This is a genomic window from Ramlibacter sp. AN1133 (genome assembly GCF_037890035.1).
Classification (GTDB): Bacteria; Pseudomonadota; Gammaproteobacteria; order Burkholderiales; family Burkholderiaceae_C; genus Ramlibacter.
Map to the genome: position 1 here is coordinate 179254 of NZ_JBBKTQ010000008.1, position 23180 is coordinate 202433.

The window sequence follows — 23180 nt, forward strand, 5'->3', positions numbered from 1 at the left end:
CCGCCTGTGCAGCGTCGCTGCCATGCTCGCCGTTTCCGTCGCGGCATGGGCGCAGCCGCTGCATCCCGCAGCGGCGCTCACGCCGGAGCAGCAAGCCGGCCGCCTTCTCTTCCTGGAAGGCAGGAGTGCCTCCGGCGATGCGATCACCGGGCGCATCGGCATGGGCCAGCAGCAGATGCCGGGCCCCGCGGTGCGCTGCGGCAATTGCCACGGGCCCGACGGGCGCGGCCGCCCGGAAGGCGGCGTTCGTCCCGTCGACATCACCTGGTCGGAGCTGACCAAGCCCTACGGCCATGAACACGAGACGGGCCGCCGCCACCCCGCCTTCGACGAGGCCTCGCTGAAGCGCGCCGTCTTCGACGGCGTGGACCCTGCCGGCAATCCGCTCGATGGATCCATGCCGCGCTTCAGCATGAGCGGCCGCGACTGGAAGGCGCTGGTGGCCTACCTGAAAGTGCTGGAGATGCAGCGCGACCCAGGCGTCGGCAGCGACACCTTGCGCCTGGGCACGCTGGTCCCGGGCACGGGACGCTTCGCGGAACTGGGGCAGGCGGTCAAGGGCATCCTGCAGGCGCAGCTGGACGAAGTCAACGCCAGCGGCGGGGTGCATGGCCGCAAGCTGGAACTGGTGTGTGCCGAATACGCCGGCGAAGATCGCGGCGCCGCCACGCGCGCGCTGCGCCAGCTGGTGGCGCAAGGCGACGTGTTCGCCCTGCTTTCTCCGTTCGCGGCCGGGATCGAGGACGAACTCGACCGGCTGGCCAACGAAGCCAGGATCCCGGTCCTGGGTCCGCTGTCACTGTTCGGCGACGACCCCCGGACCACCAACCAGCAGGTGTTTCATCTCCTGTCCGGTGTCGGGGAACTGGCCGAGGTGCTGGCCCTGCACCTGGGCCGCGAGCCGAAGATGCGGTCCATGCCGGCCGTGCTGCTGCACCCGCAGGGCGCGGGCGGCGCGGCCCTGGCGGAAGCGGTGGAGCAGCAACTGCGCACGCAGGGCTGGAGCAGGCTCGAACGCATGGCCTTCGCGCCGGGTGCATCGGACGCCGACGCACTGGCCGGAGCGCTGCGGACGCGCGGTGCCGAAGCCGTGTTCCTGCTCGGGCCGGGCGTCGATGTCGCCGCGCTGGCCCGGCGACTGGCCGACGGGGGGCGCGCGCCTTTCCTGCTGCTGCCCGGGCCGCTCGCGCCGCGCGCGGTGCTGGACCTGCCGGCCGCCCTGGACGGCCGCATCCTGCTGGCCTATCCGACGGTTCCCGCCGACCAGAAGCCCGAAGCATTGCGCCGCTATGCGGGCCTGTTCAAGGGCGGCGCACTGGCGCGCGGCCACCAGACGAGCCAGGTCCCCGCCTACAGCAGCGCCGTGCTGCTGGTCGAGACGCTCAAGCAGGTGGGCCGGGATCTCACGCGCGAGAAACTGGTGGCGGCCCTGGAGTCCGTACAGGGCTTCGAGCCCGGCCTGGTGCCTGCCGTGAGCTTCAACGCCCGCCGTCGGATCGGTGCGCTGGGCGGTTACGTCGTGGCAGTCGATCTCAAGGGCAGGAACTTCCGCCAGGTCGGCGGTTTCCTGTCCCTGCCGTGAACGGGACGCGAACGATGCGAAGACTCATCACTTCCATGTTGATGCTGCCGGTCGCACTGGCACTGACGCTGGCACAGGCGCAAGCCATCCTGGCCGCGCGCGTCAACGGCACCGGGATCTCGCAGGAGCAACTCGAACGCAGCTTCGACGAGGATCTCAGGCAGCGCAAGCTCAACCTGCTGCAGATCAGGAATCCGAATCGGCTCAAGGAGATGAAGCGGGCCGTGCTGGACCGCTTGATCGCGCAGGAATTGTTCTGGCAGCAGGCACAGGTCGCCGGCACCGTGGCCAGCCCCCAGGAGGTCGAGCAGGCCTTGCAGTCCACCCAGGGGCAGTTCAAGAGCAAGGAGGCGTTCGAGCGGCGCCTCCTGGTGGAGGGCTACACGCCCGAGACCTACCGGCTGCTGGTCAGGAAACAGGTTTCGGGCACCAAGTACGCCAACAGCGTGGGGGTGAAGGGGGCCGCCGTCAGCGACGAGGAAGTGCACCGCTTCTTCGTGGACAACCCGGAGAAGTTCAGGCGTCCGCAGCAGGTCCGGGCGCGCCAGATCTTCATCAAGGTGGCCGCAGGCGCGAGCGACGAGGCGCGCGCGGCAAGCCGCAGCCGCGCCGAGCGCCTGCTCGAGGCGGCACGCGCGGGCGAAGACTTCGAACAGCTCGCGCGAACGCAGTCCGAGGCGCCGACCCGGCAGTGGGGCGGCACGATGGAGCCCTTCGCCAGGGGCCAGGTGGCCAGGCCGGTGGAAGACGCCGCCTTTGCACTGGCGGCGGGGCAGATTTCCCCGCTCGTGAGCACGCCCGAGGGCTTCCACATCCTCAAGGTCGAAGGGATCGACCCCGAGGTGATCGTGACGGAAGACCAGGCGCGCGCGCGCATCCGGGCTTTCCTGGAGCAGCGCAAGGCCAATGCCGCCATCGAGAAGGAGGCGGAACGGCTGCGCAGCGCAGGACGGGTGGAAATTCTCCTGCCCCTGTGAGCGTGCGCTGCGGATGTTGCGTCGACCGGTCGAACAGCCGAGCCATCAGCGTCCGGCTGACAGGCACTCGCTCGCGGCACCTATCGGGCGCCACGCAAGGCCGCGCTCCAATGGCGGCATGCAAGTCTCCGACGCACTCGGCTACCTCGCCGCCACCCTGACCACCGTTTCCTTCGTGCCGCAGGCCTGGCGCACCTTCCGCACCAAGGACGTGAGCGGCATCTCCGTGAAGATGTACACCCTCTTCACACTCGGCGTGGCCGTGTGGCTGGCCTACGGCATCGTGCTCGGCGAAGTGCCGATGATGATCGCGAACTCGACGACGCTGATGCTGGCCATCCCGGTGCTGGTGATGCGCATCAGGTACGGACGCAACGCGCCGCAGGCGCGGACCGCGGACAAGCAGGAAGGTCCTGGCGAGAGGAAGGCGCGCATGGCACGCGCCTGATGTCCCCTGCGCAGTTGCTACGGTGTCACCGTGAACGCGATGGGAATTTCGAAATCCGTCTCCGTTCCGTTCGGCGCTATGTGACGCATGAGCTGGACCCCACGGTAAGTGCCTTCCGGCAGGCAGATGCGCGACGCCAACTCGTCAAGACCGCAGTAATGGATCTCGTAACTCGGCCGGCTGGCGTTCGCATCCTGCCCTTCCACCAGCCAGGTGGCCAGCAGCGGATGGCCCTCGGCCGCGGGGGGATGGGAGTCACTGCGCACGCCCAGCCGGTGAAACCTTCCCCCCACCTGGCTGACGAGGGTCGGCGTCGGCAGACCGGCCGGATTGGCACTCAGCGACTGGGTGATCTCGACCGACGCGGGCGTGGCCACATAGATGCCCGTTGCCACCACGGTATGCCTGACCAGCAGTCTTCGCACGAGCTGCTGCGGCTGCGAGGGGAATACCGGGTCGGGCACCACCGTCGTGAACTGGAACTCCTGAGCGTAGACGCCGGGCACGAGGTCCGCCGGAGGCGCGAAGGTGATGGTGTTTCCGCTGCGATGCATCCACGATGGAACGAGGAACACGGAAGCCTGGAGCGCATCCGCCGGCGTGGAGATGGGGGTGTAGAACCAGTCCGACGCTCCCGAAGGCAGCGTCACCGCCAGCTCGCTGGCCGGCACCGCGGCACCGAAATTCGTGGTCTGTTCCAGGGAATTCGCGGAGAAGGCCAAACCCGCCAGGACTTCGATGTCGTACTCCAGCCGCAGCGGCGAATTGCCCAACGGAGTGGCGCAGTCGGGGGTGTCCACGCAGACGAATAACTGCAGCGTGCCCGTCGCATGCCCGGCGGCGAAGGTGTGCAACGCATTGCCGGCCAGGGTGAAGAGCACCGACTGTCCCGCGCCAGGCTGGACGATGGAGTCGAACAGGTAAACGGAGTCCGGCTGGACGAGCTTCACGTAGACCACGCGGCCCGTCAGGGCAGCCACATCGCCGGCATACCCGATCTCCACGCGCTTCTGGTGTGCCGGAAGCCCTTCGTACGTCACGTCGCGAAGGGGCGGCGAAAGCATGGTCAGCGACACCTGCGGCGTGCTGGCTGGCGGCTGTGTCCCGCCGCCAGCCGCGGGAACGCCGGTGGGCTCCGCGCCTCCACCCCCTCCACCGCCACACCCCGCAAGCCCGAGGACGAGCCCCAGGCACAGGGCTGCCACTCTCCACCGATTTGCGCCACCCGCCATGATTCCTCCGCTGTCGAAAGTGCCACGTTGAACTGCACGGCGGATTCTTGAAGAGAGCACGGCAACTCGGCTGGAATTCCTTCACCAGGAAACAGTAGGTTCTTGCCCGCGCAATCGGAGGAGTGCTGGATCAGCGCCGGCATAGGTCGCGCGCGGCTCGCCTCGCCGGAGGCCTGCCACGCACTGCGCGGCCGCTCGAACTCCGTGCGGCCGCGCGTGCGGATGCCGTGCTAGCGCGCCGGCGCGGGCGCGACCGTGCCCGGCCGCGCGGGCGCGGTGGCCCCACCGGCCCCGGCCTGGCTCAGCACCCGTGAACTCACCACCTGGCCGGCGCGGTCGAGCGTCAGCTCCAGCACCGTGCCGCTCGCGTCTCGCACCTGGCGCACCACCTGGCCGGCGGTGTTGGTGGTCTCGCGCAGCACGGGCAGGTCCAGCGCCCGCCCCACGGTGCGCGAGGACAGGACGTTGCCGGCCTGGTCGACGGTCCGCTCCAGCAGGTTGCCGGCCGTATCCACGGTGCGCGTGACGGTCTGGCCCAGTGTGTTGACGGTCTGCGAGATCACGCCGCCCGGCTGCAGCGCCGTGTTGGCGACACCGCCCACCGTGCCCACCGTGTTGTCCACGGTCTGCAGCAGCCGCTCGACGAGCTGCGGGTTCTTGTCCAGCGTGTCGAGCGTCTTCGTCACGATCTCGCGCACGTTCTCCAGCCGCACGATCAGCAGCACGCTGGCCTTCACGCCCTTGATGTCGAGGTTGACCTTGTCGATGCTCGCATCCACGCCCGCGGTGATCTTCACCAGGTTGGCGACCCGCGCATCGAGCGAGACGTGCGCCTGCAGGTTCTGCACGTCCAGCTTGATCTCGTCGACCGACAGGTTGGGGATGTCCAGCAGCACGTCGGGCTTGTCGTCGCCGCCCAGGGGATCCGCCGGCCGGAAGCGGCTGGTCGGGTCGCTGCGCTGCGCGCGCGGCACGTTGCGCTGGACTTGCGTCGTGATCGAGGTCTGGCGGTCGCCACGCACCGTGGGACCCGCGTTGGTACCGCCCGCTGTCTGCGCCTGCGCGGCTTGGGCCGCGAGCAGCAGGAGCACCGCGGCGGCCGCGGTGCGGGGAACGTGGGCTGGGCTCTTCTTCATTGGTCTTCTCCCGTAAATGCGGTTTCGCCGCGGCAGGATTGTTGTCGAACCGCGCGGCCGGGCCTTGTCGGACAAAAGCGCGGCGCCGCGACTGTCGCGAAAAGCAGTCACCCCGGCGCGCAGGAGACCACGCCCGCCCGGAAGATGGCGGTAAAGTCGAGCATCAGGAAGGCAGGCATGTCCAGACTCAGCCACGGCGAACGCGAATTCGTGTCGGGTTTCGGCGCACTGCCGCAAGAAGCCCCCCAGCCCACCACGGCCCCCGTTCCACCGCCGGGCGTGGCCGGCGTGCGCGAGATCGACGCGCGCGCCCTCTCGGCGCCGCTGCCGCTGCTGGAAGCCCACCGCGCCTTGCGTGGCATGCGGCCCGGCGAGGAATTGCGCGTGACCACCGCCTATCACGGCTCGCTCGCCGAATTCCAGGCGCTGGCCAAGTACGACGTGAGCCTCGAACTGGTGTCGCAGGACGTCGCCGGCGAGGACTTCGTGCACCTGCTGCGCAAGCGGCGCTGAGGCCGCCGCGCCTTCAGTCCGCCGACAGGTTGTTCTCGACGATGATCCGCGCGTAGCGCCTGCGGTCGGCGGCGATCAGGCCGGCGAACTCCGCCGGCGTGCCGCCCTTCGCCACCGCCCCCTGCGCCAGCAATTGCTGCTGCACTTCGGGCAGCGCCAGCACCTGCTGCAGGTCGTGCGAGACCTTCTCCACGATGGCGGCGGGCGTGCCCGCGGGCGCGAGCAGGCCGAGCCACGAGCCCGATTCGGCGCCGCTCACGCCGCTTTCCTCCAGCGTCGGCACGTCCGGCAGCGCGGCCACGCGCTGCCTGCTGGCGATGGCCAGCGCCTTGAGCTTGCCGGCCTTGATGTGGCCGGACAGCTCCAGCACGGAGGCGAACAGCAGGTGCACGTTGCCGGCCATCAGGTCCGTCATCGCGGCGCCGCCGCCCTTGTAGGGCACGTGCAGGATCCTGGTGCCGGTGGCGATCTTGAAAGTCTCCGCCGACAGGTGCGGAGAGCCGCCGTTGCCCGAGCTCGCGTAGGTGAACTTGTCCGGCGAGGCCTTGGCCATGGCCACGAGTTCGCGCACGTTCTTCGCCGGCAGCGAATTGGTGGCCGCGAGCACGAAGGGCAGTTCGGCGAGCAGTCCGATCGGCGTGAAGGCCGCATCGGGGTTGTAGCTGAGCTTCTTGTACAGCGTGGGATTGATGGACTGCGTGCCCACGTTGCCCGTCAGCAGCGTGTAGCCGTCCGGCTTCGCGCGCGCGACCACATCGAGCCCGACGTTGCCGCCGGCCCCGGCGCGGTTGTCCACCAGCACCGACTGGCCCCAGAGCTGCGAGAGCTTCTGCGCCACGATCCGCGTGCCGATGTCGGTGCCCCCACCCGGGGCGAAGGGCACGACGATGGTCACGGGCTTGGCGGGCCAGGCTTGCGCATGCGCGCCGGCGGCCAGTGCGAGGGCGCCGGCCGCGAGCGCCAGGCCGGCGATGCCGCGGCGCGAAAGGGCAATGGATTGCTGCATCGAAGATCTCCTCGGGTTCTCTGGCTCAGTAGCGCGGCGTCGCGCCGGTGAACGACGGATCGTATTTCTGCATCTGCCGGCGGTCGTCGCGGTTGCGGATGCCGCAGGCGAGGTACTGATCGTGCAGCTTCGCCAGCGCTTGGCGATCGAGTTCGACGCCCAGGCCCGGCCGCGTCGGCACGGCCACCGCGCCATCCTTGAAGGCGATGCGACCGCCGCGCACGATGTCCTCGTCCTGCCACGGGTAGTGCGTGTCGCAGGCGTAGGAGAGGTTGGGGATCGCCGCCGCCACGTGCGTCATCGCCACCAGGCTGATGCCCAGGTGCGAGTTGGAGTGCATGGACATCCCCAGCTCCCACAGCGCGCACATGCGCGCGAGCTGCCGGGTGGCGCGCAGGCCGCCCCAGTAGTGGTGGTCCGACAGGATCACCTTGACGGCCTTCTTCTCCACGTTCCGGCGGAATTCCTCCATGGTCGTCACCACCATGTTGGTGGCCAGCGGCAGCCGCGTGTGGCGCGCCAGTTCGGCCATGCCGTCCAGGCCCGGGCACGGGTCCTCGTAGTACTCCAGCAGGTCGTCCAGTTCCTCGGCGGCGCGCTTGCTCGTGGCGACCGACCAGTTCGCGTTCGGGTCCAGGCGCAGCGGCATGCCGCGGAACGCCTCGCTCAACGCGCGGATGCACGCGATCTCGTGCCGCGGCTCGAACACGCCGCCCTTGAGCTTGATGCTCTGGAAGCCGTAGAGGGCGATCATGCGTCGGGCCTGCGCCACGACCTGCTGCGGGCTGATGCCTTCGCCCCAGGCGTCCGGCTCGTAGGGGCGGCCATGGTGCTCGGCGTACTTGAAGAACAGGTAGGCGCTGTAAGCCACCTCGGAGCGCACCGCGCCGCCCAGGAGGTCGACCACCGGCGCGCCGACGGCCTGCCCCTGCAGGTCGAGCATCGCCACTTCGAAGGCGCTGATCGCCTTGGCGGCGTTCTTGGCGGCATGCGAGCCGGGGGCCAGCGTGTATTCCACGGCGCCGGGCACGGGGCGGATCGCAGCCTTCAGCCGCTCCTCCATCAAGTTCAGCGCGAACGGGGAGAGCCCCACGACGTGCGGCCGCGCCTGCTCCAGCACGGCGAGCATGGGCGCATCGCCGTAGGTTTCGGCCAGGCCGATGCGGCCGTCGGAAGTCTCCACCTCGAGGATCGCCCGCAGCGCCCACGGTTCGTGGATGCCGGCGGCATTGAGCAGCGGGCCGTCGCGGAAGGCGACGGGCGTGATGCGGACGTGGGAGATGCGGATGTCGCGGCTCATGCGGCGGCCTTCAGTTCGCGCTCGCGCCCGACTTCCTGACCAGGGCGGCCCAGCGCGGAATCTCCCGGGCCATGAGCGCGGCGAGTTCCTCGGGCCCGCCGGCGACGATCTCCATGCCCATCTGCCGGCCCAGCTTGTCCTGCACGTCCGGCTGCTTCAGCGCCCTGGCGATCTCCTGCGACAGGCGCTGCACGATGGGCCTGGGCGTGCCCTTGGGCGCGTAGATCGCCTGCCACGAGGACATCTCGAAGCCCGGAACGCCGGACTCGATCATCGTCGGCGTGTTCGGCGACAGCGCCATGCGCTTGCCCGTGGTCACGGCCAGCAGCTTGAGCTTGCCGCCCTGCAGCAGCGGCAGGGCCGCCGTCATCTGGTCGAACATGAAGGTGACCTGGCCCGCGGCCACGTCCACCATCGCCGGCGGCGTGCCCTTGTACGGCACGTGCGTGAGCGGCACGCCGATCAGGTCGGCGAACATCTCGCCCGCGAGGTGCGTCGAGGTGCCGTTGCCCGAGGACGCGAAGGTGCGCCGGTTCGGCTCGCGCTTGAGCAGCGCGATCAGGTCCTGGACGTTGTTCACGCCCAGGTTCGGGTCGACCAGCAGCACGTTGGGCAGGAAGGCGACCAGCGCCACCGGCTCGAAGTCCTTCACCGGGTCGTACGACAGGTTCTTGTACAGGCTGGCGTTGATCGCATGCGTGCTGATCGTGCCGCCGAACAGCGTGTAGCCGTCCGCCGGCGCCTTGGCCACGTACGACGCGCCGATGCCGCCGCCCTGCCCCGGCCTGTTGTCGATCACCACCGACTGCTTGAGCGCCGCGGCCAGCTTCTCGGCGACGGTGCGGCCGACCACGTCGGTCGATCCGCCCGGCGTGAAGGGCACGACATAGGTGATCGGCTTGGCGGCGGGCCATTCGCTGCCCTGCGCAAAGGCGGGTGCGGCGATGGACGCGGCGATGCAGGTGAGTGCCTGGCGGCGCTTCATGGGCGGGTCTCCTCGGGGACGGGGTTCGGTGCGGCGGGCGCCGCGACGGCAGCAGTGAAACACAAATATATTAGTGCGTCAATGCAGCGCGACCCCGTAGAATCGGCGCATGCCGACAGCCCTGCGCGCCTCGACCCATACCCGCAAGCCGAAGTCGCTGGATCCCAGGCGGCAGGCCGCGCCGCAGGTGTTCGACAGCCTGCGCGAGAAGATCCTGGCCCTGGAACTGGCGCCCGGCGCCGTGCTGGCGCGCACGGAACTGGCCGACATGTTCGGCGTGAGCCAGACGCCGGTGCGCGATGCGCTGATCAAGCTGAGCGAGGAAGGCCTCGTCGACATCTTCCCGCAGCACGCCACGGTGGTGAGCCGCATCGACCTCGCGCAGGCGCTGCAGGCGCACTTCCTGCGCCGGGCGATCGAGCTGGAGGTGGCGGGCACGCTGGCGACCCATCCATCGGAGCTGCTGGTCGCGCAACTGCGTGCGCAGGTGGACATCCAGTCGGCCCTCGCCGCGGCGGGCGACTACGACAAGTTCATCGCCGCGGACCGCGAATTCCACCGGCTCATGTACGTCGCGGCCGGCGTGCCGGACCTGTTCGACCTGGTGCGGCGTCGCAGCGGCCACGTGGATCGCCTGCGCCGGCTGCACCTGCCCACGGCGGGCAAGGCGAAGGCGGTGGTGCGCGACCACAGGAAGATCGTCGAAGCGATCGCTTCAGGCAACGCGGAGGAAGCACGCGAGCGGGTGCGGGAGCACCTGTCGGGCACGCTGGGGCAGATCGAGCAGATCCGCCACGAGCACCCCGAATACGTAGTGTGACGCGCAAGCACGCCGCGCCATCGAGCGGGGCACGGCGAGGCGCCCCACCCTCCCCTCACCTCGCGCCGGAGGCGGCACAGGCACCGACGCGCCGCCCGTGCAGCCTTTGCGACAGGGTCATGTTCTTGCCGCCCATCTTGATCTCCAGCACCGCCGCCACCGAGTTCGCCTCGACTTCGAACGCCGCCGACCCGCTGGCGGCCTCGGGGTTGCGGCATTGCAGGGTGAAGCGCAGCGTGTTCCGGGCCTGCGCATCGGGAACCAGGGTGCACCCGGTGAAAGCCTGGTGCTGCAGCAGCGGGAAGAGGCTCGTGGCGTCGGGCTCGCGCAGGCATTGGCGCGTGCGCGTCGTGGCGTAGCGCAGCGCCTCCTCGAGGTGCGGCAGCACGGTCTCGGTCGTCAGCTCGTAGTCGCCCATCGCGACCGGGACCGGGACCGGCGTTGCTGCGCCGGCCACGAGGCACGTCGCGGCGAGCAGTCCGGCGAGCCACGCCAGCGTGTTCGACCGGATCCGGCGGCAGTGCACTTGCATCGGCGTGATCGTAACCGCGTGCCTTGCCTGCCCCGTCTGCGCGGCTTCACTGCTGCTGGATCGCCGCTTCCAGGATCGGCTGCGCCCACTCGGGAACCGCGGCGAGCATCCCGGGCGACAGGACATCGGGAAAGACGATGCGCCCGCCGTCCAGATCGAGCACGAGGGTGGGATCCGGGATGTCCTGGCCGGGTGCGACCGACCGGCTGTTGTCGAACACCTGCAGGCGCGAGAGCACGGGCAGCAGTTGCACGAGGTTGGCCCGCGAGGTGTTCCAGCGCTCGCGGATCTTCTCCTCCGGGATGGGGTGGCCCCGGTGGGCGACGCGCTGGGCGACCCGCGCGATGTGGAGCTCGGGCGACGCCAGGCCGCAATAGAGCATCAGCACGTCGTGCGTCTTCGCTGCCTGGCGCAGCAGGCGCGTGATCGTGTTGCCGCCCAGGGTCGTCTCGAAAGCGAAATTGCGCCCGTTGGCGAGTGCGTGTTCCAGCAGCGACTTGCCGTGCTGCCACGCCTGGCCGTTCGCCTCCTGCAGGCCGAGCCCCAGGCCGCGCGCCAGCGCGGCGGCGTAGCGGTCGGGGTTGAACCAGTCGAGCCCCTGGTCCGCCAGGAGCGCGCTCAGGACCGAACTCTTGCCGGCTCCGTTGACGCCGGCAAGAACGAGGACGAAGGGGCGCACCTAGAACGTGCCAGCCTTCGGCCGGTTGGACAGCTTGCCCCGGCGCTGGAACACGGCCGCCGCCCTGGCGCCGGCATCGGGGACCTGCAAGCTGGCCAGGCGTTCCTTGAACTGCGCCGACAGCTGGTCGAGGATCAGGGTCTCCCGCTCCCTGAACGCCGCGGCGCTCGCCGCCAGTTCCCGATAGGCATCGGCGTCCACCAGCACCACTTCCACCGAAGAATGGCTGGTGATCGCCACGCTCCCGGCTGCGCGGACTTCGCGCACGACTTCCCGCCACTTGTTCTTCACGTCCGAGGCGGTCTGGCGCGGCAGGTCCTCGAGCTTGGGCAGTTCGGCAATCATGCGGGCTCCTGGATGAACTGATTATGCCAGAAATGGCATCCAATGGCATTTTACCAAAGGGCGCCAACTTCTGGCACGGCCAGGCCTCATCGCAACACCACCGTCCGCAGGCCGTTGATGAAAACCCGGTGTTCGAGCAGGTAGCGCAGCGCCCGCCCGAGCACCAGGCACTCGACGTGCCGGCCGGCGCTCAGCAACTGCTGCGGGCTGAAGGCGTGGTCGACCCGTTCCAGGGCCTGCTCGATGATGGGCCCCTCGTCCAGGTCGGTGGTGGCGAAATGCGCCGTGGCGCCGATCAGCTTCACGCCGCGGGCATGGGCCTGCTCGTACGGACGTGCGCCCTTGAATCCCGGCAGGAAGGAATGATGGATGTTGACGACGCGTCCCGCCAGTTGCCGGCACAGGTCTTCCGACAGCACCTGCATGTAGCGCGCCAGCACCACCAGCTCGGCGCCGGACTCGCGGATGCAGCGCAGCACCTGCGCCTCCTGCTGCGCCTTCGTCTCGGGCGCGATCGGGAAGTGGTGGAACGGCAGGCCTTCGGCCTTCGCGATCGGTTCCAGGTCGGCGTGGTTGGACACCACGGCGACCACCTCCATGGGCAGCTCGCCGCGCCGGCGCTGCGCCAGCAGCTCGTGCAGGCAGTGGTCCGCCCTGGACACCATGATCAGCACCCTCGCCGGCCGCCGCGTGTCGTGGATGGCGCCCTCGGCATCGGCGAAGCCCGCCAGCACCTTGGCATAGGCCGCACGCAGCGCCGCGAGGTCCTGCCGCGTCGCGGCCGGCAGGCGAAACACCGTGCGCACGTAGAAGCGTTCGCTCGGCACGTCGTCGAACACCGCGAACTCCTCGACATAGGCCCCGTGCCGCTCCAGCAGCGCCGTCACCGTTGCCACCTGGCCGCGGGCGCTGCGGCAGGCCAGGGTCAGGCAGAAGCGCCCTTCGTCAAGCCGGCTGGCGTCCATCGCAGGTCCTTTCGTCCGGCACGCGCGCGGGCACGGCGGCCCGCGCATGGCGCTGCGTCGTATTCACGCGAAGCGCCTCGTCACCAGCCCGCACTCCGCGCTGGCACGCTCGATCATCAGCCACACGTAGCCCATGAAGCTGCGGCGCACGAGGACTTCGTAGGTCGGGCCATCGTCGGCCTGCCACAGCCACACCGAGGCCTTGAAGAACTGCGAACCGGCACAGTCGCCGCGCCCGAACACGCGCGGATGCAGGTCCAGCGGACAGCCCTGGGCCAGCACGTGGCGCGCCGGGGCGCCGGCCAGGTGCAGCACCGTGTAGCCGCTGCTGACGTCGGTCACCGCATGGTGCGAGCCCGCGACGGCCTGCCGCAGGCGCTCGGTCAGCACCTGCGCCTGGCCCTTGGGCCCGATCACGAACCAGTCGTCCGGGCCGGCCCAGACGACGCGCACGGCGGCGCCTTCGGTGCTGCCCGGCTTGTCGGGCAGCGCGACGCCGAGCGTGCGTTCGACGCCCTGGCGCCAGGGCGCATCGTCGGCGGGGCCGCGCAGGTTGACGATGGCGAGGCCCTCCCGCCAGCCCGCGATCAGGGACTTCGGCGCGGGAGACAGCGAGGTGGCCGGCAGGGTGCCGGCAGCGGGCTTGCGTTCGAGGACTTCAGGCATTCTGGCGCTCCGAGTGGGGGTCGAGGAAGACGGGGCTGGCGACGGTGGCGGTCGCGGTGCGGCCGCCGCGCATGCTCACGTGCACGCGCTGCCCGATGCGCTGCGCGCCGCCGCGCACCATGGCGAGCGCGATCGAGCGGCCCAGCGTGGGACTGGCATAGCTGGAGGTGACGTGCCCGGCCATGCGGGCCGGAATGCGCTGCGCCGGCTCGTCGAGGACCTGCGCGCCTTCATCCAGCACGAGCTGCGGGTCGTCCGTGAGGAGGCCGACGAACTGCTTGCGGCCCTCCCGCGCGGTGTCGCTGCGGGCCAGCGAGCGCTTGCCGAGGCAGTCCTTGGTCTTGGCCACCATGCCGCCCATGCCCAGGTCGATCGGCGTCACCGAGCCGTCGGTGTCCTGGCCGACGATGATGTAGCCCTTCTCGGCGCGCAGCACGTGCATCGTCTCGGTGCCGTAGGGCGTGATGCCGAACGGGCTGCCGGCCGCGTGGATCGCCTCCCACACGCGCTGGCCGTCGGCCGCCGGCACGTTGACCTCGTAGCTGCGTTCGCCCGAGAAGCTGATGCGCATGATGCGCGCCTTCACCCCGGCCACCGTGCCTTCGCGGTACGACATGAAGGGGAACGCCGCATCGTCGAAGTCGACGTCCGGGCACAGCTTGCGCAGCGTGTCGCGGCTCTTCGGCCCGGCCACCACGGTGGTCGCCCAGTGGTCCGTGACGGTCGTAAGGTAGACCTTCAGGTGCGGCCACTCGGTCTGCAGCCAGCGCTCCAGCCAGGCCAGCACGCGCGCCGCCCCGCCGGTGGTCGTGTGCATCAGGAAGTGGTTCTCGCCCAGGCGCACCGTCACGCCGTCGTCGAACACCATGCCGTTCTCGTTGAGCATGAGGCCGTAGCGGCACTTGCCCACTTCCAGCTTGGACCAGGCATTCGTGTACACCCAGTTCAGCAGCGTGGCGGCATCGGGGCCCTGGATGTCGATCTTGCCGAGCGTGGAGGCATCGAGCATGCCCACGCGCTCGCGCACCGCCAGCACCTCGCGCCGCACGGCGGCGTGCAGGTCCTCGCCCGCGCGCGGGTAGTACCAGGGCCGCTTCCACTGGCCGACGTCCTCGAAGCGCGCCCCCTGCCGCACGTGCCAGTCGTGCATGGCGGTCGTGCGCACGGGCTCGAACGCATCGCCCAGCTCCAGCCCGGCGACCGCGCCGAAGGTCACGGGCGTGTAGTTCGGGCGGAAGGTCGTCGTGCCGACCTGCGGGATGGACTTGCCCAGCGCCTGCGCCGCGATGCCCATGCCGTTGATGTTGCCCGTCTTGCCCTGGTCGGTGCCGAAGCCCATGGCGGTGAAGCGCTTGACGTGCTCGATCGACTCGAAGCCTTCGCGCACCGCCAGGTGGATGTCGGAGGCGGCCACGTCGTTCTGCAGGTCGACGAACTGCTTGGGCGCGCGGCTCACGCCCTTGGGATGCGGCACCAGCCACAGCGGCCGCAGCCGGCCGGGGTCGAGCTCGGAGACGGCGGGCGCGGCGCTGGCCGGCACCTCGAAGCCCGTGGCCTGCGCCGCGGCCGCGCCGGCGGCCCAGCCGTCGTGCGCGCAGAGGAACAGGCTCTGCTGCCCGTTGCAGCCGCCCGCGGAGGACTCGGACTGCGCGGGCTTGCCGGGCAGGAAGGCCGCGCGCTCGTCGTCCCACACCGGCTTGCTGCCGGCCTGGCACTGCAGGTGGATCACGGGGCTGAAGCCGCCGGACACCGCGACCAGGTCGCACGCCAGCGTGCGCGGCGCACCGGCCAGGGCGCCATCGGCGCCGATGCGCTGGACCTGCACGCCGGCCACGCGCTTGCCGCCGCGCGCTTCGACGACGACGTGGCCGGCCAGGATCTCGATGCCCCGGGCGCGCGCCCTCAGCGACAGCGTGCCGTCCGACTCGCCGCGCGCATCGACCACCACCACGGACGCCTGCGCCCCGTGCAGCGCGAGCGCCGCGTCGTAACCGGCATCGTTGTTGGTGAACACCACGGCCTTGCGCCCGGGCAGCACCGCGTAGCGCCGCACGTAGGTCGACACGGCCGAGGCCAGCATGATCCCCGGCAGGTCGTTGTTGCCGAACACCAGCGGCCGCTCGTGCGCGCCGGTGGCGATCACCACGCGCCGCGCCCGCACCTTCCACAGGCGCTCGCGGAACACGGGCCCCTGGCCCGCCGGCAGGTGGTCGGCGCGACGCTCCACCAGCGTGACGAAGTCGTGGTCGTGGTAGCCGAAGGCGGTGGTGCGCGCAAGCACGCGCACCTCCGGCAGCCCGGCGAGTTCGCGCAGCGCCTGCTGCACCCATTGGCCGGCCGGGACGCGGTCGATGCGCTCGTCGCTGGAGAGCAGCCAGCCGCCGGGTTCGGCCTGTTCGTCGCACAGGATCACGCGGGCGCCGCTGCGCCCGGCGGCCAGCGCCGCCGTCAGGCCGGCAAGGCCGCCGCCCACCACCAGCACGTCGCAATGGGCGAAGCGCTTCTCGTAGCGGTCGGGATCGGGCACCGTGGGCGAGGCGCCCAGGCCGCTGGCGGCGCGGATGTGCTTCTCGAAGAAGTGCCACGCCGCCTGCGAGGCCATGAAGGTCTTGTAGTAGAAGCCGGCCGGCATGAGGCGGGAGAACCAGCCGTTGACCGACTTCAGGTCGAACTCCACGCTGGGCCGCGCGTTCACCGTGCCGGCCACCAGCCCGTCCACCAGGCTGACTTCGGTCATGCGCGCGTTCGGCACCGTCCGCGCGCCGTCGAACAGCTGCACGAGTGCATTGGGCTCCTCCACCCCGGCGCTGAGGATGCCGCGCGGGCGGTGGTACTTCCAGCTGCGCGCCACCAGGGACACGCCGTTGGCCAGCAGCGCCGAGGCCAGCGTGTCGCCGGGATGGCCTGCGTAAGCGCGGCCGTTGAAGGTGAAACGCAGGGTGCGCGTGCGGTCGATGCGGCCGCCGTCGGCCAGGCGGGCGTTCATGCGGCGCTCCTCGCCGCCGCGCCGGCGTGGCCCTCCGCCACCGGCATCGGCTCGCCGATGCGCCAGGTGGCGTGGATGCGGTAGTTCACGGTGTCGCGCAGCGCGTTGAACCAGCGGCCGCAACCGCTGGAGTGGCGCCACTGCTCGTGGTGCACGCCCTTGGGGTTCTTGCGCATGAAGACGTAGTCCCCCCATTGCGCATCGGAGAGCGAGGCGGTGTCGAGCGGGCGGGCGATGCCGCCCTCGCCGCCGCAGGTGAATTCGAGTTCGGCGCGGGGCCCGCACCAGGGGCAATGGATCTGCAACATGGCGTGTCTCCTCTTGAATGGGATCAGTGGGCGACGGCGGCGGCGCCGTGCTCGTCGATCAGGTGGCCGGTGGAGAAGCGGTCCAGCGAGAACGCTTCGTTGAGCGGGTGCGGCCGGTCCTGCGCGATGGTGTGCGCCATGACCCAGCCCGAGCCCGGCGTGGCCTTGAAGCCTCCGGTGCCCCAGCCGCAGTTGAAGTAGAGGCCCTTCACGGGCGTGAGACCGATGATGGGACAGGCGTCCGGCGACACGTCCACGATGCCGCCCCATTGCCGGTTCATGCGCACGCGCGAGAACAGCGGGAACAGCTCCACGATCGCCTGCAGCGTGCCTTCGATCACGTGGTAGCTGCCCCGCTGGCCGTAGCCCGCGTACTGGTCGATGCCGGCGCCGATCACCAGGTCGCCCTTGTCCGCCTGGCTGATGTAGGCGTGGATCGCGTTGCTCATGACGACGGTCGGGAAGATCGGCTTCAGCGGCTCGGAGACCAGCGCCTGCAGCGGATGGCACTCCAGCGGCAGCCGGAGGCCCGCCATGTCGGCCAGCACGCTCGAGTGCCCTGCCGCCACCACGGCCACCTTCTTCGCCTTGATGAAGCCGCGCGCGGTGTCCACCCCGACCACCGCCCCGCCCTCGCGCCGGATGCCCGTCACCTCGCAGTTCTGCAGGATGTCGACGCCATGGGCGTCGGCGGCGCGGGCGAAGCCCCAGGCCACCGCGTCGTGGCGGGCCACCCCGGCGCGGCGCTGGAACGAGGCACCGAGCACCGGGTAGCGCGAGTTCAGGTTGATGAAGGGCAGCATCGCCTGGATCTGCTGCGGCGTGAGCACCTCCGCATCGACGCCGTTGAGGCGGTTGGCGTTCACCCGCCGCTCGATGTCGCGCATGTCCTGCAGCGTGTGCCCGAGGTTCATCACCCCGCGCTGGCTGAACATCACGTTGTAGTTGAGGGCCTGCGACAGGTCCTCCCACAGCTTCATCGACTTCTCGTACAGCTGCGTGGCCTCGTCCCACAGGTAGTTGGAACGCACGATGGTGGTGTTGCGCGCCGTGTTGCCGCCGCCCAGCCAGCCGCGTTCGACCACGGCGACGTTGGTCAGGCCGTGCTCCTTGGCGAGGTAATAGGCCGTGGCCAGCCCGTGGCCGCCGCCGCCGACGACGACCACGTCGTATTCGCGCTTGGGCTCGGGCGAACGCCATTGCCGCTGCCAGCCTTCGTGGTACGAGAGCGCATTGCGCACCAGGGACCAGATCGAGAATTTCTGCATCATTGTTCCTTTCATCGACGTTCGGGTGCCACCGCGGAACCGGCTTTGCCGGGCCGCTGGTGGCGCCCCCTTGAGGGGGAGGCGCCGCAGGCGCTTCGGGGGTGGGCCATTCAGCACTCGACGACGTTGACCGCGAGGCCGCCGCGGGAGGTTTCCTTGTATTTCGTCTTCATGTCGGCGCCCGTCTCGCGCATCGTCTTGATCACCTGGTCGAGGCTCACGCGATGGGTGCCGTTGCCGCGCAGCGCCATGCGCGCCGAATTGATCGCCTTGACGGCGCCGATCGCGTTGCGCTCGATGCACGGGATCTGCACCAGGCCGCCCACCGGGTCGCAGGTGAGTCCCAGGTGGTGCTCCATCGCGATCTCGGCGGCGTTCTCCACCTGCTCCGGCGTGCCGCCGAGGACCGCGCAGAGCGCCCCCGCGGCCATCGAGCAGGCGACGCCCACCTCGCCCTGGCAGCCGACCTCGGCGCCGGAGATCGAGGCGTTCTCCTTGTAGAGAATGGCGATGGCGGCGGCCGTGAGCAGGAAGTCGGACACGCCCTGGTCGTTGGCCCCCGCGATGAAGCGGTGGTAGTAGTGCAACACGGCGGGCACGATGCCGGCGGCGCCGTTGGTGGGTGCCGTCACGACGCGCCCGCCCGCAGCGTTCTCCTCGTTCACCGCGAGCGCGTACAGGTTGACCCAGTCCAGCACCTGCAGCGGGTCGCGCAGGGCCGCTTCCGGGCTGGCGGTCAGGCGGCGGTGGAAGTCCGCGGCCCGGCGCGGCACCTTGAAGCCGCCGGGCAGCGTGCCTTCGGCGGCGATGCCGCGCCGCACGCAGCCCTGCATCGCCGCCCAGATCCGCGCCAGGCCGGTCGCCACCTGCTCGCCGCTGCGCCACGCGAGTTCGTTGCACCACATCACCTGCGCGATCGACAGGCCGTTGTCGCGGCACTGCCGCAGCAGTTCCTCGCCGGTGGAAAACCGGTACGGCAGCTCGCGCGTGTCGGGTACGAGCTGCGGCTCGCCCTGCGCGTCCTGCCGCACCACGAAGCCCCCGCCCACCGAGTAGTAGGTGCGCTCGCACAGCGCCCGCCCGGCCTCGCCGTAGGCGGTGAGCTTCATCCCGTTCGGATGGAAGGCCAGCGTCTCCCGGCGGAACACGAGGCTCTCGCGCTCGTCGAAGAAGATGGGGTGGCGCCCCCCCAGCCGCAGCGTGCGCTGCTCGCGGATGGCCCGCAGCCGCGCGTCGATGCCGTCGGGGTCCACCCCGTCCGGCTCCTCGCCTTCGAGGCCCAGGATCACGGCCTTGTCGCTGCCGTGGCCCTTGCCGGTGGCGCCGAGCGAGCCGTGGAAGGTGCAGCGCACGCGCTGCACTGCTTCCAGCAGGCCGTCCTCGCGCAGGCCGGCCAGGAACAGGTTGGCCGCTCGCATCGGCCCCACCGTGTGCGAGCTGCTCGGCCCGATGCCGATCTTGAACAGGTCGAAAGTGCTGACGGTCATGGCGCGGTCCTCACGCGTAGACCGGGAAGTCGCCCGTCAGCAGGGCCACCTCGGTGCGCACCCGCGCCAGCACCGACTCGTCGCCCGGGTGGTCCAGCAGGTCCGCGATCAGGTTGCCCACGCGCCGCGCCTCGTGCTCCTTGAAGCCGCGCGTGGTCATCGCCGGCGCGCCCAGGCGCACGCCGCTCGTGACCATCGGCTTTTCGGGGTCCTTGGGGATCGCGTTCTTGTTGACCGTGATGTTGGCGCGACCGAGCAGCGCCTCGGCGGCCTTGCCCGTGAGGCCCTTGGGCCGCAGGTCGACCAGCATCAGGTGGCTCTCGGTGCGCCCGCTCACGATGCGCAGCCCGCGCCCGGTGAGCGTCTGCGCCAGCGCCGCGGCGTTCTTCAGCACCTGCTGCTGGTAGCGGCGGAACTCCGGCTGCAGCGCTTCCTTGAAGGCCACCGCCTTGGCCGCGATGACGTGCATGAGCGGCCCGCCCTGCAGGCCGGGGAACACCGCGCTGTTGATCGCCTTCTCGTGCTCGGGACGCATCAGGATGATGCCGCCGCGCGGGCCGCGCAGGCTCTTGTGGGTCGTGCTGGTGACGATGTCGGCGTGCGGGATGGGGTTGGGATAGACGCCCGCGGCGATGAGGCCGGCGTAGTGCGCCATGTCCACCATCAGCAGCGCGCCCACGTCCTTGGCGACCCGGGCGAAGCGCTCGAAGTCGATGCGCAGCGCGTAGGCCGAGGCGCCGGCGATGATGATCTTGGGCCTGCTCTCGTGCGCCTTGCGCTCCATGGCCTCGTAGTCGATCTCCTCGTGCTCGTTCAGGCCGTAGCTCACGACGTTGAACCACTTGCCGCTCATGTTCAGCGGCATGCCGTGGCTGAGGTGTCCGCCCTCGGCGAGGTTCATGCCCATGAAGGTGTCGCCGGGCTTCATCAGGGCCATGAACACCGCCTCGTTGGCCTGCGCGCCGGAATGCGGCTGCACGTTGGCCGCCCAGCCGTGCGTGTCGGCGCCGAACAGCTGCCGCAGGCGATCGATCGCGAGCTGCTCCGCGAGGTCGACGTACTCGCAGCCGCCGTAGTAGCGCTTGCCCGGGTAGCCCTCGGCGTACTTGTTCGTGAGCTGGCTGCCCTGGGCGGCCATCACCGCGGGCGAGGCGTAGTTCTCGCTCGCGATCAGCTCGATGTGATGCTCCTGGCGGTCGTGTTCCTGCTGCACGACGGCCCACAGGTCGGGGTCGACGGCCTTGAGCGTGAGCTCCTTGTAGAGATACATGGCGGGGGTCCTTGGAACGGTTGGCGAACGGTGAGGCATCTTCGGTTCAGGGGCCCGGCGTCGCCGCGCCGATTGCGTCGCCTGCGATGCGGTTTGCGACACGCCGCCCTCTGGAGGGGTAGGATGTGCGCATGACCAGGCCGCCGCACCGCGCCAAGGTGGAACCCAAGCTGCGCGTCGCCTTCGTGCTGACGCCGCGCTTCACGCTGACGGCCTTCGCCGGCTTCGTCGATGCGCTGCGCCTGGCGGCCGATGAAGGCGACCGCAGCCGGCCCCTGCTCGCGCGCTGGGCGGTGCTCGGGGCGAGCGATGCGCCCATCGTTTCCAGCTGCGGCGCGAGCGTCACGCCCGACGCGCCGCTGGCCGCGCCGGAGGATTACGACTACGTGGTGGTGGTGGGGGGCCTGCTGCACGGCGGCCAGCACGTGCCGGCGCGCATGACGGCGTTCCTGCGCCAGGCCGCGGACGCCGGCGTCAAGCTCGTGGGGCTGTGCACCGGCTCGTTCGTGCTGGCGCGCGCCGGCCTGCTCGATGGCCACCTGGCCTGCGTGAGCTGGTTCCACCGCGAGGAGTTCGCCTCCGAGTTCCCGGAGTGCCGCGTCGTGTCCAACCAGATGTTCGTGGTCGACCGCGACCGGCTGACGTGCGCGGGCGGCACGAGCGTCGTGCACCTCGCCGCGCACCTGATCGAACGGGCCATCGGGCGCGCCAGCGCGGTGAAGGCGCTGCGCATCATGATCGAGGAGCAGCCCCTGCCCTCGCGCACGCTGCAGCCGGAGGAAGTGCTGTCGGTGCGCTCGACCGACACGGTGGTGCACAAGGCGATGCTGCTGCTGGAGCAGCACCTGCACTCGCCGGCCACGATCGAGGAGCTGTGCGCGCCGCTGGGGATCGGGCGCCGCCAGCTCGAGCGGCGCTTCCGGCAGGACGTGGGGTTGAGCCCCGCCGGCTACCGCCAGCGGCTGCGCCTGGAGCGCGCCCGCTGGCTGCTGCAGAACACGGATCTGGAGGTGACGGAGGTGTCGCTGGAGTGCGGCTTCCAGGACAGCGCCAGCTTCGCGCGCGTGGTGCGCAAGGCGCTGGGAGTCAGTCCGCGGGAGCTGCGCCAGGCCGCGCGGAATGCCGATCGCGTGCCGGCCTGAGCGCGCCACGCGCGCCAGGCCGCCAGCGCGTCGCGTCAGTCCTCGAGCGAACGCCAGGCCGTTTCGCGGCTGGCGAGGATGGCCACGGCGGCGACGGCGGCCGCGGCAACGAGCAGCCATGCGGGAGCAAGCTTGCTGCCGCTGGCGGAGATCAGCCACGTAGCCAGTAGCGGCGCCGTGCCGCCGAAGAGCGCGTTGGCCGAATTGAAGGTGAAGGCGAACCCGCTGTAGCGCACCGAGGTCGGGAAGATCTCGGACAGGAAGCACGGCAGCGTGCCGTCGTTCATCGTGAGCAAGGCGCCGAACGCGATCTGGATGGCGACGATCCCTGCGAAGCCGACACCGCCGAGCCCCATGAAGAGCGGCACCGTCAGGAGCATGAACAGCACCGAAGCAGCCAGCAGCATGCGCTTGCGGCCGAAGCGGTCCGACAGCGTGCCCATGGCGAAGATCAGGCCGATGTAGGCGGCCAGCGAGATGGTCGTGGCGAGGAAGGCCTGCGACTCGCCGACGCCCATCTCCGTCGACAGGTAGGTGGGCATGTAGCTGAGGATGATGTAGAAGGCCACGGCGTTCAGGCAGGTCACGCCGAAGGCGATCGCGATGGCGCGGCGGTGATGGGTGAGCAGCGTGCGCATCGGCGTGGCCTCCACGTGGTGCGCCTGTTCGAGTTGACGGAACCGGGGCGTGTCCTCCAGCCGCAGCCGGATGTAGCGGCCGATCAGCCCGAAGGGAGCGGCGAGCAGGAACGGCAGCCGCCAGCCCCAGGCGTGGATCTGCTCCGACGTGAGCAGGGCGTGCATCAGTGCCACCAGCAGCGACCCGAACAGCAGGCCGGCGGCGGTGCTCGCCGGCACGATGCTCGTGTAGAGCCCGCGCTTGCCTTCCGGCGCGTATTCGGCGAGGAAGGCCGAGGCACCGGCATATTCGCCCGAGGCCGAGAAACCCTGCACGATGCGCACCAGCAGCAGCAGCACCGGCGCCCACAGGCCCACCTGCTCGTAGGTGGGAAGCAGCGCGATCAGGAAGGTGGCCGCCGACATGATCAGGATGGACAGGGACAGGGCCGTGCGCCGGCCGATGCGGTCCCCCACATGGCCCCACACGATGCCGCCGAGCGGGCGGATGACGAAGGACACGGCGAACACGCCGAAAGCCGCCAGCAAGCCGGTGGTCGGCGAGCTGCGCGGGAAGAAGACCACCGCGATGATGGCGGCCAGGTAACCGTAGGATGCGTAGTCGAACCACTCGACGAAATTGCCGATGAAGCTGGCGGTGGCCGCCTTCCTCAGCGTGCCGCGGTGCGCCGGATCCCGTGCTGCCGTTGCGCCCGCCGCAGCGGACGCGGCGCGCGGCGCATCGGCTCCGTAAGGCTCCCCGGCCACGGGCCAGGCGTTGCTGGTGTTCATGGTGCTGTCTCCTCTGCTGTCTTCAGGATGCCGCCTGTCTCTGGCGGGAAGGTCTCGCGCGCTCTGTGGGCGGAAGCGCCGCGCTGTCGCGCGCCTGGCGGCGGCGTCGCGGGAAGGCCGTGAG

The 23180-nt window shown here is 70.3% G+C and carries 22 protein-coding genes; 6 read left to right on the forward strand and 16 right to left on the reverse strand.

Features of this window, described 5'->3' with window-relative positions:
• The first annotated feature begins 22 nt into the window (after nt 1-22).
• From WG923_RS13480 to WG923_RS13490, 3 genes are all read left to right on the forward strand, one after another.
• The gene (locus WG923_RS13480) at nt 23-1582 is read left to right on the forward strand and encodes an ABC transporter substrate-binding protein (RefSeq protein WP_340351487.1); all 1560 of its coding nucleotides are present in this window, start codon (nt 23-25) and stop codon (nt 1580-1582) included.
• Between the two features lie 14 nt (nt 1583-1596).
• Entirely contained in the window at nt 1597-2559 is a 963-nt protein-coding gene (locus WG923_RS13485) for a peptidylprolyl isomerase (RefSeq protein WP_340351488.1), read from the forward strand.
• A 118-nt stretch (nt 2560-2677) separates the two neighbouring features.
• Nucleotides 2678-3007 carry a SemiSWEET transporter gene (locus WG923_RS13490; RefSeq protein WP_340351489.1) on the forward strand — a complete coding sequence of 110 codons (330 nt, stop codon included), beginning with the start codon at nt 2678-2680 and terminating at the stop codon, nt 3005-3007.
• A 17-nt stretch (nt 3008-3024) separates the two neighbouring features.
• Here the strand turns inward: WG923_RS13490 and WG923_RS13495 are convergent, their stop codons facing one another.
• Nucleotides 3025-4083, reverse strand: a complete 1059-nt coding sequence (locus tag WG923_RS13495) for a hypothetical protein (protein WP_340351490.1) — start codon at nt 4081-4083, stop codon at nt 3025-3027.
• A 386-nt stretch (nt 4084-4469) separates the two neighbouring features.
• Complete coding sequence (locus WG923_RS13500) at nt 4470-5375, reverse strand: hypothetical protein (protein WP_340351491.1); 906 nt, start codon at nt 5373-5375, stop codon at nt 4470-4472.
• A 177-nt stretch (nt 5376-5552) separates the two neighbouring features.
• Between WG923_RS13500 and WG923_RS13505 the strand changes: the two genes are divergently transcribed.
• Nucleotides 5553-5888, forward strand: coding sequence for a sulfurtransferase TusA family protein (locus tag WG923_RS13505; protein WP_340351492.1), 336 nt, complete (start codon nt 5553-5555; stop codon nt 5886-5888).
• 13 nt (nt 5889-5901) lie between these two features.
• Here WG923_RS13505 and WG923_RS13510 read toward each other — a convergent pair whose 3' ends face one another.
• Genes WG923_RS13510 through WG923_RS13520 form a run of 3 tightly spaced genes read right to left on the reverse strand, consistent with a single transcriptional unit; the run spans nt 5902 to nt 9179 of the window.
• Nucleotides 5902-6894: a Bug family tripartite tricarboxylate transporter substrate binding protein gene (locus WG923_RS13510; protein WP_340351493.1), complete on the reverse strand. Its 993-nt coding sequence runs from the start codon at nt 6892-6894 to the stop codon at nt 5902-5904.
• A gap of 25 nt (nt 6895-6919) precedes the next feature.
• A complete protein-coding gene (locus WG923_RS13515) occupies nt 6920-8194 on the reverse strand; it encodes a glucarate dehydratase family protein (protein ID WP_340351494.1) in 1275 nt (424 codons plus the stop codon).
• A gap of 10 nt (nt 8195-8204) precedes the next feature.
• Nucleotides 8205-9179: a tripartite tricarboxylate transporter substrate binding protein gene (locus tag WG923_RS13520; RefSeq protein ID WP_340351495.1), complete on the reverse strand. Its 975-nt coding sequence runs from the start codon at nt 9177-9179 to the stop codon at nt 8205-8207.
• A 109-nt stretch (nt 9180-9288) separates the two neighbouring features.
• On the opposite strand from WG923_RS13520, the gene WG923_RS13525 reads away from it, so the two are divergent.
• Nucleotides 9289-9999, forward strand: a complete 711-nt coding sequence (locus tag WG923_RS13525; RefSeq protein WP_340351496.1) for a GntR family transcriptional regulator — start codon at nt 9289-9291, stop codon at nt 9997-9999.
• A gap of 55 nt (nt 10000-10054) precedes the next feature.
• On the opposite strand, the gene WG923_RS13530 is transcribed toward WG923_RS13525, so the two are convergent.
• The 10 genes from WG923_RS13530 to glyA all read right to left on the reverse strand — a co-directional run bounded on the left by WG923_RS13530 (nt 10055) and on the right by glyA (nt 20505).
• Nucleotides 10055-10531, reverse strand: coding sequence for a DUF3617 domain-containing protein (locus WG923_RS13530; protein WP_340351497.1), 477 nt, complete (start codon nt 10529-10531; stop codon nt 10055-10057).
• A 46-nt stretch (nt 10532-10577) separates the two neighbouring features.
• Nucleotides 10578-11210 carry an AAA family ATPase gene (locus WG923_RS13535; RefSeq protein WP_340351498.1) on the reverse strand — a complete coding sequence of 211 codons (633 nt, stop codon included), beginning with the start codon at nt 11208-11210 and terminating at the stop codon, nt 10578-10580.
• Nucleotides 11211-11555, reverse strand: a complete 345-nt coding sequence (locus WG923_RS13540) for a type II toxin-antitoxin system prevent-host-death family antitoxin (protein ID WP_340351499.1) — start codon at nt 11553-11555, stop codon at nt 11211-11213.
• 86 nt (nt 11556-11641) lie between these two features.
• Nucleotides 11642-12520, reverse strand: coding sequence for a formyltetrahydrofolate deformylase (gene purU / locus WG923_RS13545; protein ID WP_340351500.1), 879 nt, complete (start codon nt 12518-12520; stop codon nt 11642-11644).
• A 63-nt stretch (nt 12521-12583) separates the two neighbouring features.
• Nucleotides 12584-13186, reverse strand: coding sequence for a sarcosine oxidase subunit gamma (locus tag WG923_RS13550; RefSeq protein ID WP_340351501.1), 603 nt, complete (start codon nt 13184-13186; stop codon nt 12584-12586).
• Nucleotides 13179-16172: a sarcosine oxidase subunit alpha family protein gene (locus tag WG923_RS13555; RefSeq protein WP_340351502.1), complete on the reverse strand. Its 2994-nt coding sequence runs from the start codon at nt 16170-16172 to the stop codon at nt 13179-13181. Before WG923_RS13555 ends, WG923_RS13550 begins: the two co-directional genes overlap by 8 nt.
• The gene (locus WG923_RS13560) at nt 16169-16480 is read right to left on the reverse strand and encodes a sarcosine oxidase subunit delta (protein WP_340351503.1); all 312 of its coding nucleotides are present in this window, start codon (nt 16478-16480) and stop codon (nt 16169-16171) included. Before WG923_RS13560 ends, WG923_RS13555 begins: the two co-directional genes overlap by 4 nt.
• Nucleotides 16481-16503: 23 nt before the next feature.
• Nucleotides 16504-17748, reverse strand: coding sequence for a sarcosine oxidase subunit beta family protein (locus tag WG923_RS13565; protein ID WP_340351595.1), 1245 nt, complete (start codon nt 17746-17748; stop codon nt 16504-16506).
• Between the two features lie 110 nt (nt 17749-17858).
• Nucleotides 17859-19235 (reverse strand): L-serine ammonia-lyase, encoded by a 1377-nt coding sequence (locus WG923_RS13570; RefSeq protein ID WP_340351504.1) that lies wholly within the window; start codon nt 19233-19235, stop codon nt 17859-17861.
• Between the two features lie 10 nt (nt 19236-19245).
• Nucleotides 19246-20505: a serine hydroxymethyltransferase gene (gene glyA, locus WG923_RS13575; protein WP_340351505.1), complete on the reverse strand. Its 1260-nt coding sequence runs from the start codon at nt 20503-20505 to the stop codon at nt 19246-19248.
• Between the two features lie 131 nt (nt 20506-20636).
• On the opposite strand from glyA, the gene WG923_RS13580 reads away from it, so the two are divergent.
• Nucleotides 20637-21647, forward strand: a complete 1011-nt coding sequence (locus WG923_RS13580; RefSeq protein WP_340351506.1) for a GlxA family transcriptional regulator — start codon at nt 20637-20639, stop codon at nt 21645-21647.
• A gap of 35 nt (nt 21648-21682) precedes the next feature.
• Here the strand turns inward: WG923_RS13580 and WG923_RS13585 are convergent, their stop codons facing one another.
• Nucleotides 21683-23056 carry an MFS transporter gene (locus tag WG923_RS13585; RefSeq protein ID WP_340351507.1) on the reverse strand — a complete coding sequence of 458 codons (1374 nt, stop codon included), beginning with the start codon at nt 23054-23056 and terminating at the stop codon, nt 21683-21685.
• Between the last annotated feature and the right edge of the window lie 124 nt (nt 23057-23180).